Source organism: Cupriavidus basilensis, from assembly GCF_029335485.1.
Lineage (GTDB): Bacteria > Pseudomonadota > Gammaproteobacteria > Burkholderiales > Burkholderiaceae > Cupriavidus > Cupriavidus basilensis_E.
Genome location: NZ_JARJLM010000422.1, coordinates 1 through 17,659 on the forward strand (window position 1 = coordinate 1; position 17,659 = coordinate 17,659).

Annotated in this window: 16 protein-coding genes; 2 read left to right on the top strand and 14 right to left on the bottom strand. The window is 65.6% G+C overall.

Translation table 11 applies throughout. The features are described 5' to 3' along the window. The 13 genes from hflC to ndk form a co-directional block, all read right to left on the bottom strand. On the bottom strand, nt 1-853 hold an 853-nt coding region (gene hflC / locus P3W85_RS25060), incomplete at its 3' end, for a protease modulator HflC (RefSeq protein ID WP_276266745.1). Nucleotides 854-864: 11 nt separating this feature from the next. Continuing rightward, nucleotides 865-2,268 carry an FtsH protease activity modulator HflK gene (gene hflK / locus P3W85_RS25065; RefSeq protein WP_017229725.1) on the bottom strand — a complete coding sequence of 468 codons (1,404 nt, stop codon included), beginning with the start codon at nt 2,266-2,268 and terminating at the stop codon, nt 865-867. 104 nt (nt 2,269-2,372) lie between these two features. Next, entirely contained in the window at nt 2,373-3,620 is a 1,248-nt protein-coding gene (gene hflX / locus P3W85_RS25070) for a GTPase HflX (RefSeq protein WP_017229726.1), read from the bottom strand. Between the two features lie 294 nt (nt 3,621-3,914). Beyond that, nucleotides 3,915-4,154, bottom strand: coding sequence for an RNA chaperone Hfq (gene hfq / locus P3W85_RS25075; RefSeq protein ID WP_017229727.1), 240 nt, complete (start codon nt 4,152-4,154; stop codon nt 3,915-3,917). A gap of 208 nt (nt 4,155-4,362) precedes the next feature. After that, the gene (der, locus tag P3W85_RS25080) at nt 4,363-5,706 is read right to left on the bottom strand and encodes a ribosome biogenesis GTPase Der (RefSeq protein WP_035815878.1); all 1,344 of its coding nucleotides are present in this window, start codon (nt 5,704-5,706) and stop codon (nt 4,363-4,365) included. A 226-nt stretch (nt 5,707-5,932) separates the two neighbouring features. Further along, complete coding sequence (gene bamB / locus P3W85_RS25085; RefSeq protein WP_017229729.1) at nt 5,933-7,120, bottom strand: outer membrane protein assembly factor BamB; 1,188 nt, start codon at nt 7,118-7,120, stop codon at nt 5,933-5,935. Between the two features lie 84 nt (nt 7,121-7,204). Next, nucleotides 7,205-7,837, bottom strand: a complete 633-nt coding sequence (locus P3W85_RS25090) for a YfgM family protein (RefSeq protein WP_017229730.1) — start codon at nt 7,835-7,837, stop codon at nt 7,205-7,207. A gap of 75 nt (nt 7,838-7,912) precedes the next feature. Then, nucleotides 7,913-9,265 (bottom strand): histidine--tRNA ligase, encoded by a 1,353-nt coding sequence (gene hisS, locus P3W85_RS25095; RefSeq protein ID WP_035815883.1) that lies wholly within the window; start codon nt 9,263-9,265, stop codon nt 7,913-7,915. Between the two features lie 77 nt (nt 9,266-9,342). Then, complete coding sequence (ispG, locus tag P3W85_RS25100) at nt 9,343-10,635, bottom strand: flavodoxin-dependent (E)-4-hydroxy-3-methylbut-2-enyl-diphosphate synthase (RefSeq protein ID WP_035815880.1); 1,293 nt, start codon at nt 10,633-10,635, stop codon at nt 9,343-9,345. Nucleotides 10,636-10,677: 42 nt separating this feature from the next. After that, nucleotides 10,678-11,655: a RodZ domain-containing protein gene (locus P3W85_RS25105; RefSeq protein ID WP_276266746.1), complete on the bottom strand. Its 978-nt coding sequence runs from the start codon at nt 11,653-11,655 to the stop codon at nt 10,678-10,680. Beyond that, complete coding sequence (gene pilW / locus P3W85_RS25110; RefSeq protein ID WP_017226686.1) at nt 11,648-12,427, bottom strand: type IV pilus biogenesis/stability protein PilW; 780 nt, start codon at nt 12,425-12,427, stop codon at nt 11,648-11,650. Before pilW ends, P3W85_RS25105 begins: the two co-directional genes overlap by 8 nt. Continuing rightward, nucleotides 12,424-13,578: a 23S rRNA (adenine(2503)-C(2))-methyltransferase RlmN gene (gene rlmN / locus P3W85_RS25115; protein ID WP_017226687.1), complete on the bottom strand. Its 1,155-nt coding sequence runs from the start codon at nt 13,576-13,578 to the stop codon at nt 12,424-12,426. The genes pilW and rlmN overlap by 4 nt, the downstream gene beginning before the upstream one ends. A 53-nt stretch (nt 13,579-13,631) precedes the next feature. After that, nucleotides 13,632-14,057 (bottom strand): nucleoside-diphosphate kinase, encoded by a 426-nt coding sequence (gene ndk / locus P3W85_RS25120; RefSeq protein WP_017226688.1) that lies wholly within the window; start codon nt 14,055-14,057, stop codon nt 13,632-13,634. A gap of 337 nt (nt 14,058-14,394) precedes the next feature. On the opposite strand from ndk, the gene P3W85_RS25125 reads away from it, so the two are divergent. Then, complete coding sequence (locus tag P3W85_RS25125) at nt 14,395-15,096, top strand: Bax inhibitor-1/YccA family protein (protein WP_276266747.1); 702 nt, start codon at nt 14,395-14,397, stop codon at nt 15,094-15,096. A gap of 91 nt (nt 15,097-15,187) precedes the next feature. Here the strand turns inward: P3W85_RS25125 and rlmD are convergent, their stop codons facing one another. Further along, nucleotides 15,188-16,492 carry a 23S rRNA (uracil(1939)-C(5))-methyltransferase RlmD gene (gene rlmD / locus P3W85_RS25130; protein ID WP_430869611.1) on the bottom strand — a complete coding sequence of 435 codons (1,305 nt, stop codon included), beginning with the start codon at nt 16,490-16,492 and terminating at the stop codon, nt 15,188-15,190. A 292-nt stretch (nt 16,493-16,784) separates the two neighbouring features. Between rlmD and P3W85_RS25135 the strand changes: the two genes are divergently transcribed. Further along, entirely contained in the window at nt 16,785-17,654 is an 870-nt protein-coding gene (locus tag P3W85_RS25135) for an endonuclease/exonuclease/phosphatase family protein (protein WP_276266749.1), read from the top strand. Nucleotides 17,655-17,659: the final 5 nt, after the last annotated feature.

A 17,659-nucleotide genomic window follows, 5' to 3' on the forward strand; every position in this document is an offset into this window, starting at 1 on the left:
GCATAAAGCGGAAGAAGTCGGAATTCGGCTCCAGCACCAGCACGTCGCGCTTGTCGCGGAAGGTATTGCGATAGGCTTCCATGCTGCGCCAGAACTGGGCGAACTGCGGATCGCGGCCGAACGATTCGGCATAGATCTGCGAGGCGCGGGCATCGCCCTCGCCCTTGATCTTCTGCGCGTCGCGGTAGGCCTCGGCCAGCACCACCTCACGCTGGCGGTCGGCGTCGGCACGGATTTTTTCGCCTTCGGCGGCGCCGGTGGAGCGCAGCTCGTTGGCAACGCGCTTGCGCTCGGCCTCCATGCGGCGGTACACCGATTCGCTGATCGCGGGCAGCAGGTCGACACGCTTCAGGCGCACGTCGATGATCTCGACGCCAACGGACTGGGCATAGTCGGCCATGGCGGCACGGATATTCTGCATCACCTTCTCGCGCTCGCCGGCGACCAGTTCCGCCACCGTGCGCTTGCCGAATTCCTCACGGGCAACGGAGTCGATACGCTGGGTCATGCGGTCCTGCGCCCCGCGGACATTGCCGTTGAAGGCAACGAAAAACTTGCGCGGATCGGTGATGCGCCATTTGACGAACCAGTCCACCACCATGCTCTTCTTCTCGGCGGTCAGGAAACGCTCGGAGGCGGCCACGTCGATGGTCAGCAGGCGCCGGTCCATGAAGACCACGTTCTGCAGCGGCGGCGGCAGCTTGAAGTGCAGACCGGGCTCGTTCACCACCTGCTTGATCTGGCCAAAGGCGAACACCACGGCGTACTGCCGCTGGTCCACCACGAACACCATCGAGGAGCCGATCGCCAGCACGATGAAGAGGCCGATTACTGCGGAAATCAGTCGGTTCATGTCGGGGCTCCTCAGCGCGAATCGCGGTCACGGTTGCGCAACAGCTCGCGCGACCGGGTATCGCCGCCGGCATCCGGCGCGGGAGATGTGCCACTACCAGCAGCCGGCGTCTGCGGCGCGGCGCTGCCGGAAGCCGGCGCGGCACCCTGCGTTTGCGCCATCAGCTTGTCCAGCGGCAGATAGAGGAGATTGTTGCCCTGGCGCGAATCCACCAGCACCTTGGTCGAATTGGTATAGATCTGCTGCATGGTCTCAATGTAGATGCGGTCGCGCGTCACCTGCGGGGCCTTGGCGTATTCGGCCTGGACCTGGCGGAAGCGCGAGGCATCGCCTTCGGCCTGGGCGGTCACCCGCGCCTTGTAGGCTTCGGCTTCTTCGTTCAGGCGCGCGGCGGTACCCTTGGCGCGCGGGATCACGTCGTTGGCGTAGGCCTGGCCTTCGCTGATGGCGCGTTCCCTGTCCTGGCTGGCCTTGTTGACGTCATCGAAGGCAGCCTGCACCTGCTCGGGCGGCTGCACGCTCTGCACGTTGACGGAGATCACGCGGATGCCGGTCTTGTACGCGGTCAGGATCGACTGGATCGACTTGGCCAGGTTCTGCGCGATCTGCTCGCGGTTCTCGTAGAGCACCGCGTCCATCTTGTTGCGGCCGACGATTTCCCGCACCGAGGTCTCGGCGGCCTGGGTCACCAGTTCCTCGTCGCCGCCACGGTCGGTCTTGTTGTAGAACAGGAATTCGCTTGCGTCCTGGATGTCGTACTGCACCGTGAAGCGGACGTCGATGATGTTCTCGTCCTGCGTCAGCATGGACGCGTCCTTCAGGTTGCTGTCCTTGATCGAGGTGGAACGGCCCACTTCCACCGAACGCACGCCCGACAGGTTGACGATCTCCGCCGACTGGATCGGGTACGGCAGGCGCCAGTTGATACCCGGGCCGGTGGTGTACTTGAACTTGCCGAACTGAAGGATGACGGCGGTCTGGCCTTCCTGCACCATGAAGAAGCCACTGGCCAGCCAGATACCGACCGCGGCGACCACCACCACGCCCGCGCCGATGCCCGAGCCCTTGCCCGGCGTGCGCGCACCGCCGCCAAAGCCCTGGTTGTTACCGCCACCGCCGTTTTCCTTGCGGCCGAGCAGGCCGTTCAGGCGGCGATTGAAATCGCGCCAGAGCTCGTCGAGATCGGGGGGGCCGTCCTGGGGAGGACGCTGGTTCTGCTGGCGATTGTTATCGCGGCTGTCCTTGTCCTTATCCTTGTCTTCATCATCGCCCCGACCCCAACGTGGATCGTTCAACGACAGGATCGCGCGCAAGCGCTGCCAGGCCGTCCGCGACGGGGCATAGCCGCCATTGCGGCCACCAGCGCGGCTGCCAAAGGCATGGCTCGATTCGGGATTCCGGGGAAACTGGGGCATGAAGTGCACGGGTCCGGGATAGTTGGAACAAGGGGATTCTAACAGTCATCGACGCCACTTTTGCCTATTTGGGGCAATCTGGCCGCGATTTCCGCCGAACTGGGTCACTGCGTGCCGGGTTCTTCCGGATCCACACCGGCGTCGCCGCCGTGGGGATCGTCAGCGTGATCGTCGTCGTAGCGCGCATGCGCATCGGCAAAACGCTGGTCTAGCGGCGGACGTTCCGGCGGCTGCTCGGCGAGCCAGCGCGCCACTTCCACCACGGCCTCGCGCAATGCATCCAGGCCGATGCCGTCGCGCGCGCTGGCGAATACGCGGGTGGGCACGCCGTCCTCGTTGCGCTCCACCCGCGGGCCCTGCTCGAGCAGTTCCGGGGCGGCATCGATCTTGTTCATCACGATGATCTGCGGAATGTCGTCGGCGTTGATCTCGGCCAGCACGCGATTGACCTGCTCGACCTGTTCGTGCCGCACCGGGCTGGAGGCGTCGACCACGTGCAGCAGCAGGTCCGCGTGCACGGTCTCTTCCAGCGTGGCGCGGAAAGCGGCCACCAGTTGGGTGGGCAGATCGCGGATGAAGCCGACGGTATCCGACAGCACCACATTGCCCAGGCCGTCCAGGTACAGCCGGCGCGAGGTGGTATCGAGCGTGGCGAAGAGCTGGTCGGCAGCGTAGGCGCGCGCCTTGGTCAGGGCATTGAACAGCGTCGACTTGCCGGCATTGGTGTAGCCGACCAGCGAGATGCTCAGGGTATCGTTGCGCGCCCGCGCCCGGCGCTGGGTGCTGTGCTGGCGCTGCAGCCGCGCCAGGTCCGCCTTCAGCCGCTTGGCGCGCTCGTCGAGGAGACGGCGGTCCAGTTCGAGCTGACGCTCGCCCGGGCCGCCACGCATGCCGATACCGCCCTTCTGCCGCTCCAGGTGACTCCAGGCACGGACCAGCCGCGAGGCCTGGTACTGGACCTGGGCCAGCTCGACCTGCACCTTGCCGACGTGGCTCTGCGCCCGCTGGCCGAAGATATCCAGGATCAGGCCGGTACGGTCGATCACGTGGCGCTGCAGGAAGCGCTCGAGGTTGCGCTGCTGGGCCGGGCTGAGCGTGTGGTTGAACACCACCACGTCGGCATCGAGCGCATCGGCGGCCTCCTTGAGCTCCTCCGCCTTGCCGGATCCGATGAACAGCGCCGGGTCTGGACGCGAGCGCCGGCCGGTGAGCATATGCACCGGCGTGGAGCCCGCGGTCGACGTCAGCAACGCCAGTTCGCTCAGGCTTTCCTGGAAATCATGCTTGCCGAAATCGACACCGACCAGGATGGCGCGGGATGGCTCGGAATTGGAGGTGGCTCTAGATTGCAAACGGGAGGAGCGCGAAACGCGAGAAAGGAAAACGGTTTGAAACCGACTGGAGGGCTGCGACGGATGCCGCGATGCATGAGCCCTGGCCGGGGAGACGCTCGAGGCGGGCTGCTATCCGTGGCGGAATGCACCAGGGTGAAGCATGTCCGTTGTCACAGCCACGCTGCGACCAGGCTGGCCGGGCGTCGTTTGGTGTCGAACCGGAGCATCAGGCCCCGGCGCGACACCGGCAATTGGCGGCCGTGTCTCGATGCGACGGGCCTGCCGGAACCATGCGGAGCGAACCGCGAAAGATCAGCCCTCGGCCGTGTCGTCCACGCGGAAATTCACGGCGCGGGCCGGCACGACGGTGGAAATCGCATGCTTGTAGACCATCTGCGTCACGGTGTTGCGCAACAGGACGACGTACTGGTCGAACGACTCGATATTGCCTTGCAGCTTGATGCCATTGACGAGGTAGATTGAAACCGGCACGTGCTCTTTGCGCAGCGCGTTCAGGAACGGGTCTTGTAGCAATTGCCCTTTGTTGCTCATGGCACACTCCAAAATTATAGATTTAGTGATAGATGATGGGGACGGTAGCCCCCGATTCAAGTCAGGCGGCGCAAAACCGCGCCAAAAAAAGATCAAAACGGTACCAAGCCAGCATCGTCTCGCAGGGAACCCCCTGCTACCGTGAATTTAGCCTCAGTTCCAAACGAACGCAAACGAAAGTTGCCCGCCCGGGCTCCCGCTGCCCGACTCAATCCTTCGAGTCCGCATATGGGTTTTTGTTCGTACGAAATTCGATGCGCAGCGGCGTGCCCTTCAGCTTGAAAGCCGAGCGGAAGCGGTTTTCAAGATAGCGCCGATACGTGTCGGCGATGCCCGAAAGCGAATTGCCGTGCACGATGATGATGGGCGGATTGGACCCGCCCTGGTGCGCATAGCGCAGCTTGGGCCGGGTCGCGCCGACACGCCGCGGCTGCTGGAACTCGACCGCTTCCTGCAGGATCCGCGTGAGCTGCGGAGTGGGCAGCTTGACCATCGCCGCCGCGTACGCGTCGTCCACCGAACGCAGCAGCGCGCCGATGCCGGTGCGCTCGCGCGCCGACACGAAGTGGAAGTTGGCGAAATCGAGGAATTGCAGCTTGCGCTCCAGATCGTGCTTGATGCGGTCGCGGGCGTGGCCGTCAAGGCCGTCCCACTTGTTGACGCCCACCACCAGCGCGCGCCCCGACTCCACGATGAAGCCCGCGATGTGCGCGTCCTGCTCCGACACGTCCTGCTGCGCATCGAGCAGCAGCACCACCACGTTGGCATCGGCGATCGACTGCAGCGTCTTGACCACCGAGAACTTCTCGATCGCCTCGAACACCTTGCCGCGCTTGCGCAGGCCCGCGGTATCGATCAGCGTGTAAGGCTTGCCTCCGCGCTCGAACTCCACATAGATGGCATCGCGCGTGGTGCCGGGCATGTCGAACGCAATCACGCGCTCTTCGCCGATCAGCGTATTGACCAGCGTGGACTTGCCGACGTTGGGGCGGCCGACGATGGCGATCTTGACGCCACGCTGGGCGCCGTCGTCTTCCTCGGCAAGCTCCGGCCGCTCCTTCACCGCCAGTTCCAGCGCCTCGTCGACGAGCTCGCGCACGCCGTCGCCGTGGGTGGCCGAGATGGCATAGGGATCCCCCATGCCAAGCTCGTAGAAGTCGGCCGACACGGTGGTGTACTTCATGCCTTCGGCCTTGTTCACGGCCAGCATGACGCGGCGCCCGGTCTTGCGCAGGTAATCGGCGATCACGCGGTCCTGCGGCGCCAGCCCGAGGCGGCCGTCGACGATGAAGATCACCACGTCGGCCTCGACCACGGCCTGGCGGGTCTGCTTGGCCATCTCGGCGACGATCCCATCCTTGGCCACCGGCTCGAAGCCGCCGGTATCGATGGCGATGAACGGACGTTCACCGATGCGGCCCTCGCCATAGTGGCGGTCGCGCGTGAGCCCGGGCAAGTCGGCGACAAGGGCGTCGCGCGAACGGGTCATCCGGTTGAATAGCGTCGACTTGCCCACATTGGGGCGGCCGACCAGAGCGATAACTGGTTTCATGCAATAAACGGAAATGGGGGCCGGCAGATGCCGCCCCCCAGGAACTCCGGAGTGATTTGGGTCCGACGGCCGGGCGCTCGCGCGCCAGGCCACTTTTCCTGTCGGGCGGCCGGGTTGCCTATGCAGCCCTGGCCTCGTTCACCTGCACGACCAGGAGGATCGTGCTGCCGGATTGGCGCCACCCATGCCGACAGGTGCACGGGCGGTCGCCATGATGTTGACGGCCTCAGTCCGGCACGAAGCCGTAGAGGTTGCCGTCGCGTGTCTGGACCACCATGGAAGCGCCCGCCACCACCGGCGCAGCGGTAATCTCGCTGCCGTCGGTCTTCAGGCGCGCCACGAACTGGCCGTCGTCGCGCGAGAGGAAATGCACATTGCCCTCGAAGTCGCCCATCACCACCGAGCGGCCCAGCGCCAGCGGCGTGCCCAGGCGGCGATACAGCAACTGATCGTTCTTCCAGCGCTCGGTGCCGTTCTGGCGGTCGAAGGCATGGACCACCGAGCGCTCGTCGCTGGCATACAGCGATTCGTCATCCTGCGAAGGGCCGGTCGGCGACGAGAAATCCTTGCCCCATTGCGGCTGGCCATTGGCCAGTTCCAGGCAGGCGATACGGCCCTGGAAGGTGGTGGCGCATACCTGGCGGCCGTTGACCATCGGCTGGCCGGTAACGTCATTGAGCCGTTCGATCTCGGATACGCCCTTCGGGTAGGAAACCGTGCTCTCCCAGCGCAGCACACCGTTGCCGGGAGCCAGCACGCCGAGCTTGCCGCCGGGGAAGCCCATCACGATGCCGTCGCCGGCGAAGACCATGCCCATCGCCGCGCGCAGGTTGAGCGCGGTCTGCGAGCGCTGGTAGATCCAGCGGCGCTCGCCGGTCTGGGCATCCAGGCCGAGTACACGGGTATCGGTGGTGCGCACCACCACCAGGCCATTGCCGACCAGCGGCGCGGACAGGACCTCGCCATTGACCTGCTTCTTCCAGAGCTGCTTGCCGGTGGCGTCGAAGGCAAATACCGCGCCCTTCTCGCCGGCGACCGCGGTCACGGTGCCGTCGCTGCCCGGACCGGAAGTCAGGTCGGTGTCGGTCTTCGCCTCCCACAGTGTGCGTCCGGTGCCGCCGTCGAGCGCGATCACCTTGCCGCCATTGGAGGACGCATAGACGGTGCTGCCGGAAACGGCTGGCTGCAGCGAATACGGGCCGCTCTTGCCGACGCTGGCCTTCCAGGCCTGGCGCACCGACAGGGTCTGGGTGATCGGCTTGAGTTCGACCGGCGTGCGCTTGTCGCTTTTGCTGAACAGCGAGCAGCCGCCAAGGCTGGCGACGCCGGCCGCGCAAGCGGCGGCCACCACCAGGGCGCGGACGAAATTGCCGTGTTGCTGGTTCTTGGCCGTGCCGGAAAACAATGACGTCATGAGGTTCCGATCCTGAATTGGGTTGAAGCCCGGGTCTGCGGGCATGCGAGTCTGCGGGCCTGTCGGCTAGCCGGTTCAGCCGCCTCAGGCGGTGCCCAGCGCGTCGAGCTTGAACTGGATGATCTGGCGCATGGCAGCATCGTTGGCGCTCAGCTTGTCGAGCGCGCGCTGGTACGCCGTACGGGCTTCCGCACGCTTGTCCTGGGCTGCCAGCAGGTCGCCGCGGCGGTCCGCATACAGCGCCACGAACGGTGCGGGCGGCTCATCCTTGAGCAGCGCCAGGCCCTGGTCGTAGGCCTTTTCATCCAGCAGCACGCCAGCCAGGCGCACGCGCGCGAGATGGGCATATTCGCCGTCGCCGTGGTCGATCGCCCACTGCAACTGGGTCTTGGCGGCGGCCAGGTCACCCGCATCGTACAGCACCTTGGCCGACACCAGCGCCGTCATCGGGCCATAGGCCGTCTTGCCGAACTTCTGCTCCAGGTCGCCGGCGGCGCGCTTGATCCGCTCGACGTCGCGGCTGTCAGCCGCCTTGACGACCTGCTCGTACAGCAGCGCCGCGTCCCCGGCCTGCTTGCGTTGCCAGTAATTCCAGCCGCTCCAGGCGGCGAAGGCCAGCAAGCCGGCGATCAGCGCCCAGGTCACGGTATTGCCGTACTGGCGCCACCAGGCCTTGAGGCTGTCAAGCTGTTCCTGTTCTTCTAGATCGTAAGCCATGTCGAGGGATCCACCCGCGTGTGTATGATTGAAGGACCGCTTCCGCGGCCCCTGTTTCCGGCACTCGTTGCCGGCTTATTCGCTGGCGCCTACCATCGCGTCGATGATGTGCTCGACCAGCGCTTCGGCCGGCACCGTCACCTGCGCACCGCCGCCGTCGGCCTGGGCGGCCTGGCGCAGGTCCTTGACCTGGGCCGTACCCGCGGCCACTTCATCGTCGCCAATGATAACGGCATAGGATGCGCCGCTACCGTCGGCGCGCTTCATCTGCGACTTGAAGCTGCCACTCTTGCCGTCCGGCGTGGCGTGCAGCAGCACGTCGAGCCCGGCATCGCGCAGGCGCTCGGCGGCAATCATGGCCTGCTGGGCCGCCGCTTCGCCCTGGTGGACCAGATAAACGTCGCACCCATCCGCCTGCGGCACCAGGCCTTCCTCGCGGATCAGCTCGATGATGCGCTCGATGCCCATCGCCCAGCCGCAGGCCGGTGCCGGCTTGCCGCCCATCTGCGCGATCAGCGGGTCATAGCGGCCACCGCCGGCGATGGTGCCCTGCGCGCCGAGCTTGTCGGTAATCCATTCGAAAACCGTCAGATTGTAGTAGTCGAGCCCGCGCACCAGACGCGGATTGATCTTGAACGGGATGTTGTTGGCCTTGAGCAGGCGTTGCACGCCTTCGAAGTGGGCCAGCGATTCCTCGCCCAGGAAATCGATCAGCTTGGGCGCATTGGCCGCCATCTCCTGCAGCGCGGGATTCTTGGTATCCAGCACGCGCAGCGGATTGGTGTAGAGGCGGCGCTTGCTGTCCTCGTCGAGGATGTCCTGGAAGCCCTCCAGGTACTTGATCAGTTCTTCCCGGTGAGCGGCGCGCTCGGACGCCTGGCCCAGCGAATTCAGCTCCAGCCGCACCCCGACCAGACCGAGGTCGTCCCACAGGCGCTGGCACATCAGGATGATCTCGGCATCCACGTCGGGACCGGCAAAGCCCAGCGCCTCGGCGCCAAGCTGGTGGAACTGGCGGTAGCGTCCCCGTTGCGGCCGTTCGTGGCGGAACATCGGGCCGGTGTACCACAGGCGCTTGGGGCCGTCGTACAGCAGGTTGTGTTCGATGGTGGCGCGTACCGCGGCCGCCGTGCCCTCGGGGCGCAGCGTGAGCTGCTCGCCGTTGAGCGCGTCGGTGAAGGAATACATCTCTTTCTCGACGATGTCGGTGACTTCGCCGATGCCCCGCACGAACAGCTGGGTGTGCTCCACGATGGGGGTGCGGACCTGCTGGTAACCGTAGGCGCGCAGCATGGCGCGCGCGGCGTTCTCGAAATGCTCCCACAGCGGCGCGTCGGCGGGCAGCATGTCGTTCATGCCTTTGACGCCCTGCAGTGCCTTGGCCGCCTTGGCCTTGTCCGCCTTGCCCTCGGCCCTGTTATCGGCCATGCCATCGCCGGCTGCCGCCGGATTCACGGGTTGATTCATCTTCTCTTGTCTTTCCCTGCAGCGCCCTGCCTGATGGCTCAGGCTGCCGCCTCATTGCCGGCGCGCCCGGCGTTGTTGCCATAGTGGGTGCGCACATAGTCATCGACGATCGCCTGGAATTCCTCGGCGATACGTTCCCCGCGCAGCGTCTTCACCTTGACGCCGTCGACGAACACCGGCGCCGCCGGCGATTCGCCCGAGCCCGGCAGCGAGATGCCGATATTCGCATGCTTGCTTTCACCCGGCCCGTTCACGATGCAGCCCATCACGGCCACGTCCATTTCTTCCACGCCCGGGTAGGCGGTCTTCCAGGTCGGCATCTGCTCGCGCAGGTAGCTCTGGATGCTCGACGCCAGCTCCTGGAAGGTGGTGCTGGTGGTACGGCCGCAGCCCGGGCAGGCAATCACCATCGGGGTGAAATTGCGCAGGCCCATGGTCTGCAGGATCTCCTGCCCCACGTAGACTTCCTTCTCGCGCGCAGCGCCGGGTTCCGGCGTCAGCGAGATGCGGATGGTGTCGCCGATGCCTTCCTGCAGCAGCACCGACAGCGCCGCCGTGGAAGCCACGATGCCCTTGCTGCCCATGCCGGCTTCGGTCAGCCCCAGATGCAGGGCGTAGTCGCAACGCTTGGTCAGTTCGCGGTACACCGCGATCAGTTCCTGCACCTGCGAGACCTTGCACGACAGGATGATCTGGTTGCCCGGCAGGCCGATTTCCTCGGCCTTGCTCGCCGACTCGATGGCCGAGGTGATCAGCGCCTCCACCATCACGTTTTGCGCGGGCCACGGCTCGGCGCGCTGGGCGTTCTCGTCCATGATGCGCGCCAGCAGCGACTGGTCGAGGCTGCCCCAGTTCACGCCGATGCGCACCGGCTTGTCGTAGCGGCAGGCCATCTCGATCATCTGGGCGAACTGCGTGTCGCGCTTGGCGCCCTGACCCACGTTGCCGGGGTTGATGCGGTACTTCGACAGCGCCTGGGCACAGTCGGGGAAATCCTGCAGCAGCTTGTGGCCGTTGTAATGGAAGTCGCCTACCAGCGGCACGTTCACGCCCATGCGGTCCAGCTGCTCGCGAAGGGCGGGCACTGCTGCCGCGGCTTCCGGCGTATTGACCGTGATGCGCACGATCTCCGAACCGGCACGCGCCAGCTCCTTGACCTGGATCGCGGTGCCGATGGCGTCCACCGTATCGGTGTTGGTCATCGACTGCACGCGCACGGGCGCGTCGCCACCGATGGTGACTACATTGTCGCCCCACACGACGCGCGCCTGGCGCGTCTTGCGGCGGGGCAACGGGCCGGGCAATACCGGCATACAGGCCTGTTGATTCATAGCATTACCACCTTGCAATGCGCATGGCTGGAGAAACGGCGATCAGGGCAACGTCAAACGCGCCACATTGTTGCGGTTGGCGGCCTGCAGATCGACCGGCGAACCATTGCGGGTCAGCGATTCGACGCCCTTGACGTTGCCGATCACGATCTTGTAGGGCGGCGTGCCGCCACCGCTGAAATCCTGTCCTGCGCGGGCCGTGCCGCCCAGCACGATCTTGCCGCTGCGATCGCGGATTTCGTACCAGGTATCGGCGGCGAAACGGATATGCAGCTCGCCCGTACTCGCGGCGGGTGCCGCTGCCGGCACCGCCACGGGGGCCGGCGCGGCAGCCGAGGCTGGTGCCGCCACGGCCGGAGCCGGAACCGGCGCTACCGCCACCGGGCCGCTGGCTGGCAGGGCCTCCGACGGCGCGGGCGCGTCGGACGCAGCCATCACCGGCGGCAGCGGGGCCGTCACCGTGCCGGCCGCGCTGCCCTGCGCCGTGGCTTCGGCAGCCGGGGGTGCCGTGAGATTTTCCTTGCGCGCCTCGATCCATTGCTTGAAATGATCCAGGCCGAACAACACGCCGCCGCCGATCACGGCAACCACCAGGGCCAGCCAGATCCACCGGCCGCCCGAACCACCGGAGCCGAAGCGGTTACGGTCGTCGAAGCTTTCGTTCAGGCCGCCTTCGCGCCGCATGCCGATCTCTACCACGGGCACGGCCTGCGCGTGAAAGCGCGCCAGCAGGGCATCGATGTCGATGTGGAGCATGCGCGCATAGGCCCGCATCACCCCCTTGGCAAACGTCACGTCGGGCAGCGCCGAAACATCGCCCTGCTCGATGGCTGCCAGCTTGTGGGCGGCGACCTTCAGCCGCGCGCTCACGTCCTCCAGCGAGAAACGCTGATCCTGGCGCGCCTGCGAAAGGCGTTCGCCGATCTCGCGCGCCACCGCTTCGCGTCCGGCGTCGGCGGCAGTGCCGCCCACATGGCCGGTCGCTTCAGTCTGGCCTTCGGCGCGCTCGTGCTCACTCATCCCATGCTCCTTGTTCGTATGCGGTCAACTCACGCGAATCGGGGAAACGGCTGCGCAGTTGTCCCACCAGGGCATTCTGCGCAGCGGTGTCGCCCTGACGGCGGGCAATGCGCGCACCCAGCCAGAGGGATTGCGCGCTGACGAAACTGCTGCTGTTGACGCGCCCGACGTACTGCTGGGCCCGCTGGTAGTCCCCACGCTGGTAATACAGCAGCGCGAGGTTGTTGTTCGCCACCGCGTTGTTGCGATCGAATCGCAGCGCGCCAAACAGGCTTTTCTCGGCCGCCTCGCCGTGACCGTTGCGCAACTGGCAGGCGCCAAGGCTGGTCAGGGCCTTGCCCGGCCCGTTCGCCGACGGTGCGGACACTGCGCGTTCCAGGTAGGGCACGGCCTCGGCATAGCGCCCGTTCATGCACAGGAACCAGCCATAGTTGTTGAGCACGTCGCCGTCGTCGGGACGCATCGACAGCGCGCTGCGGAAGCTGTCCTCGGCCAGCGCGCGTTCGTTCATGTTCATATAGACCAGCGCGCGGATATGGTAGGCATCGACCAGCGTCGGATCGATCGCGATGGCCTGCCTGGCCTCGTCCAGCGCAACGCTATTCTGCCCGGCTTCCAGGTAGCTGGTGGCTAGCTGGAGGCGGATAGTGGCACGCCGCCTGACGTCGGTCTGGTCGGATGCACCCTGCGGTTCCGGCCTGGAAGGCGGCGGCAACTGGCAGGCAGACAGCATCGTCAGCCCCAGCAGGACTGCGACGATCAGACGCGTCATGCAGGGCGAGCCTCCTGCGGCTGGCTGGCCGCGGGCGCCGCCACGATCGGCGTGATCTTGCCGAACTTGCCGCGCTCCGCCAGGCGGGTGCGGTCCTTGACCTCGCCGGCCAGCTGGCCGCAGGCAGCGTCGATATCGTCGCCCCGCGTCTTGCGGATGGTAGTGACGATGCCGGCATCCATCAGGACCTGGGCGAAACGGCGGATCTGGTCGTTGTGCGAGCGCTTCAGGCCCGACTCCGGGAAAGGATTGAACGGGATCAGGTTGAACTTGCATGGCACGTCGGCCACCAGCTTCAGCAGTTCCCGGGCATGCTCGACGCCGTCGTTGACGCCGTCCAGCATGCAGTATTCGAAAGTGATGAAATCGCGCGGGGCGAATTCGAGATAGCGGCGGCAGGCCGCCATCAGCTCGGCGAGCGGATACTTCTTGTTGAGCGGCACCAGCATGTCGCGCAACGGGTCGTTGGACGCGTGCAGCGAAACCGCCAGTGCCACGGGCAAATCCTTGGCCAGGCGGTCCATCATCGGCACCACGCCGGAAGTGGACAGGGTCACGCGCCGGCGCGACAGCCCGTAGGCGTTATCGTCCAGCATCAGGCGCATGGCCGGCACCACCTGGTCGTAATTGAGCAGCGGCTCGCCCATGCCCATCATCACCACGTTGGAGATGACGCGGTCGTCCTTGGGGCCACGGCCCAGCTGGGCACGCATGGCAAACTCGGCCATCCAGAGCTGGCCGATGATCTCGCCAGTGGACAGGTTGCGCGAGAAGCCCTGCTTGCCGGTGGAGCAGAACCGGCAGTTGACGGCGCAGCCCGCCTGGGAAGACACGCACAGCGTACCGCGCGTCTCCTCGGGGATGTACACCGTCTCCACCGCATTGCCGGCGCCAACGTCCAGCAGCCACTTGCGCGTGCCGTCGGCCGACAGGTTGTCGGTGATGACGGCAGGCGAGCGGATCTCCGCGCGCGTCGCGAGCTTTTCGCGCAGCGACTTGGCGAGATCCGACATGGCGTCGAAACGGCTGGCGCCGAACTGGTGGATCCAGCGCTGCAACTGCCGCGCACGAAACGGCTTCTCGCCGAGCTCTCCGCAATAGGCGGTGAGCGCGTCCGCATCCAGGTCGAGCAGGTTGACGAGATCGTTCATGACGGCAGTATCGACTTCAATGTGAGTCTAGTCTTGTGGAATAGACCAGACAATCAGCGGCTGTAAACGTTCATCCCGGGGAAGAAGAACGCGATTTCGACAGCGGCGGTTTCCGCTGCGTCCGAGCCGTGCACGGCGTTGGCGTCGATGCTGTCGGCGAAATCGGCGCGGATGGTGCCGGCTTCAGCCTTCTTCGGGTCGGTGGCGCCCATCAGGTCGCGGTTCTTCAGGATGGCGTTCTCGCCTTCCAGGGCCTGGATCATCACCGGGCCGGAAACCATGAAGTCCACCAGGTCCTTGAAGAACGGGCGGGCTGCGTGCACTGCGTAGAACTGCTCGGCTTCGCCGCGCGACAGGTGAACCATCTTGGCAGCCACGACCTTCAGGCCGGCGGTCTCGAAACGAGCGTAAATCTGGCCGATGACATTCTTTGCCACGGCATCCGGCTTGATAATCGACAGGGTGCGTTCGATCGCCATAAAAACTCCGAAAAATGAAGGGGTTACAATTGGAATAAACGTGCAATTCTAGCACGAGACGGTTATGGTTTCGAGAATGCCCATGGCCGCGCGCCGCTGAGTCGCGACCACGGCGATCCCGCTGCAATTAAGAGAATTATAAATCACAAATGCGGTTACTCACGTGCAGGGAACGACAGCCGCGCTCATCGATCAAACCACCACTGGCAGCGCGGATTTTGCATGAAAGTGACGGATACAATCCTCAGCCCTTGCAATTCCGGCCATGCGATGCCACATTGGCGTTGTGCCCGCCTGGGTTACCCCGGCGCCTCACCGTTTTGAGACAGGAGTCACCATGGACAACAAGCTGAACACTTACAGTTTCGGCAGCGGCACCGCAACCAGCGACGTTGCGGTACGCAATCGGGTAATGCGCAACACCTACTGGCTGCTCGCCATTTCGATGATCCCCACCGTGCTCGGTGCCTGGATCGGCGTAGCCACCGGCTTCAGCCTGATGCGGGGCAGTCCCGGCATGTCGATGATCCTGTTCCTGGGCATCGTGTTCGGCTTCTTCTATGGCATCGAGAAGACCAAGAACAGCAGCATGGGCGTGGTCCTGCTGCTGGCCTTCACCTTCTTCATGGGCCTGATGCTGTCGCGCCTGATCGGGTCGGTGCTGCAGTTCTCCAACGGCCCGGCACTGATCATGTACGCCTTCGGCGGCACCGCGGCGGTATTCGGCGCGATGGCCACCGTGGCCACGGTCAGCAAGCGCGACTTCTCCGGGCTGAGCAAATTCCTGTTCGTCGGCGTGATCCTGCTGATCCTGGCCAGCGTCGCCAATATCTGGCTGCAGCTGCCGTCGCTGATGATCACGGTATCGGTGATCGCCATCGGCATCTTCTCGGCCTACATCCTGTTCGACGTGCAGCGCGTGCTGAACGGCGGCGAGACCAATTACATCACGGCAACGCTGGCGATATACCTGGACGTCTACAACGTCTTCGCCAACCTGCTGGCACTGCTGGGCATCTTCGGCGGCAACCGCGACTGAGGCGGGCGGCCTCGCCGCCCTGCCCCGAACCGGAAAGGCCAGCGCATCCGCGCTGGCCTTTTTCTTTGCTTCCCCGCCGCCTCGACCGGCCTCAGTCCCGGTCGAACACCGCAATCGACTCCACATGGGAGGTGTGCGGGAACATATTGACCACGCCCGCCCCGGACAGGCGGTAGCCCGCTTCATGCACCAGCAATCCGGCATCGCGTGCCAGCGTGGCCGGGCTGCACGACACGTAGACGATGCGCTTGGGCAGCACATCGCTGCCCGCCTGCGCCAGCTCGCCCAGCGCCTTGCACACCGCCAGCGCGCCCTCGCGCGGCGGATCGATCAGCCAGCGATCGAAACGGCCGAGCGCGGAGATATCCTCCGCGCTGACCTCGAACAGGTTGCGGCAGGCGAATTCGGTCTTGTGATCCAGCCCGTTGACGGCGGCATTGGCCAGAGCGCGCGTGGTGAGTGTCTCGCTGCCCTCGATCCCCATCACCGAACGGCCCTGCGTGGCCAGCGGCAGCGTGAAATTGCCGATGCCGCAGAACAGGTCGAGCAGCCGGTCGTCCGGCCGCGCGGCCAGCAGGCGCAGCGCGCGGCCGATCAGCACCCGGTTGATCTGATGGTTGACCTGGGTGAAGTCAGTGGGCTTGAACGGCATGCGGATGTTGAATTCCGGCAGCGTATAGGCCAGCTCGCGATCCAGCGGGTAGAACGGCGCGACCGTGTCCGGGCCCTTGGGCTGCAGCCAGAACTGCACGCCATGCCGGTCGGCGAAAGCGCGCAGCAGATCCTCGTCCGCGTGGTTGAGCGGCTCCAGGATGCGCAACACCAGCACGGTCACGTCCTGGCCCACCGCCAACTCGATCTGCGGCATGCGGTCGCGGATCGACAAACCCGTGACCAGCTCGCGCAACGGCACCAGCAAGGCGGACACATGCGGCGGCAGCACTTCGCAACGTGTCATATCCGCCACAAAACTGCTCTTGCGCTCATGGAAACCAACCAGTGCGGTGCCCTTCTTGGCCACGAAGCGCACCGTCAGGCGCGCCCGGTAGCGGTATCCCCAGTCAGGACCGGCGATCGGACGGAACACCACGTCCGGACGCAGCCTGGACAGATGCCAGAGATCGTCCTCCAGCACGCGCTGCTTGATCGCCAGCTGCGCGCGCGCATCCAGGTGCTGCATCGAGCAGCCGCCGCACACGCCGAAATTCTCGCAACCCGGCTTCACGCGCATCGCCGACGGCTGCTTGATCTCGACCAGCTGGGCCTGCTCGTAGCTCGCCTTGCGCTTGAAACTGCGGTAACTGACGGTCTCGCCCGGCAGCGCGCCCTCGACGAAAATCACCTTGCCGGGGCTGCCATCCTCATTCACCAGCCGGCCAACCCCGCGCGCCTCCATATCGAGGCTGTGGATTTGCACGACGGGCTGCGTGGCCGGCACGGGGGCAGCGGAAACCGGCGCGGCAGGAGAGGCGGAAGCGCCACCTGCGGGCGCGGGCTGGGCTTGCGAAAGAGTCTCGGCTTGGGACACCTGGGGAACCTGACGTATTGTTTTGCGAAAGGGCGATTGTAGTCCAGTCGCGGCGGTGAAAGACCGCAGGAGAACGGGACAAGCGCGCGAGATAGGCGCAACATGGATGCTGCACGCGCGCGGTACCACCGCGCAGGCAATGGAACAGGCAGGGGGCGACATGGAACTGATTTCCTGGAATATCCAGTGGGGCCGTGGTACCGACGGGCGCGTCGACCTGACACGCACGGTCAGCACGCTGCACACGATCGCCGATGCCGACGTGCTATGCCTGCAGGAGATCACGCGAGGCTATGCCGACCTGCGCGGGGAGCCCGGCCAGGACCAGGTGGCCGAACTGGCGGCGCTGCTGCCCGGATACCGGATCCTCTACGCGCCCGGGGTCGACCGTTATGCCGCCGACGGCTCGCCGCGCCAGTTTGGCAACCTGATCGCCACACGGCTGCCGGTATGCGAGGTGTTTCGCCGTACCCTGCCCTGGCCCGCCGATCCCTCGGTGCCCTCGATGCCGCGCGTCGCCCTGGAAGCCACCGTGCAGGCGGGCGACCGGCGCCTACGCGTGATCTGCACGCATCTGGAGTATTACTCGCCACATCAGCGCGCAGCCCAGGCCGACGCGCTGCGCGCATGGCACCGCGAAGCCTGCGCACATGCCAGCCAGCCCGGTCTGCGCGAGCCACACCCCGGCCCGTTCACGCCCGAAGCCAGGCCCGCGTCGGCGGTACTGTGCGGCGACTTCAACAGCGCGCCGGACGATATCGCCTATCTGCGCATGCTGGCCCCGTACGACGACAACCACGAAACCGGCATCATCGGATGGCAGGACGCGTGGATGCATGCCCATCCCGGCAAGCCGCATGCGCCAACCTGCGCGCTGTATGACAAGGAACAATGGCCGCAAGCGCCGTTCGCGTGCGATTTTGTCTTCCTCACGGAGGACCTGCTGCCCTGCGTGCAGTACTGCGAGGTGGATGGCGAAACCCGGGCGTCGGACCACCAGCCGGTCTATCTGTCGCTGGCGGACGAGTAAATGGG